At 72.9% G+C, this 284-nt stretch carries 1 protein-coding gene; it reads right to left on the bottom strand.

Annotated elements, in window-relative coordinates:
- Positions 1-284: aldehyde dehydrogenase family protein (locus ACEN88_RS35295; RefSeq protein ID WP_413347065.1), on the bottom strand; the 284-nt coding region annotated here is incomplete at both ends.

The raw sequence follows: 284 nt of genomic DNA on the forward strand, positions 1-284 counted from the left end.
GATGGCCGGATGCGCGGCCAGCGCCTGGCCGGCCACGCGGCCTTCGCCGATCAGCATCGAGAACACGCCGTCCGGCATGCCGCAGTCTTCGGCCGCCTGGCGCACGGCCTTGCCAACCAGTTCCGACGTGCCGAGGTGGGCGCTGTGCGCCTTCACGACGACGGGGCAGCCGGCCGCCAGCGCGGAGGCGGTGTCGCCGCCGGCGACGGAGAACGCGAGCGGGAAGTTCGAAGCGCCAAAGACGGCGACGGCGCCCAGCGGGATCTTGCGCATGCGCAAGATCC

It is taken from the genome of Massilia sp. CT11-108 (assembly GCF_047302915.1).
GTDB lineage: Bacteria > Pseudomonadota > Gammaproteobacteria > Burkholderiales > Burkholderiaceae_D > Telluria > Telluria orientalis.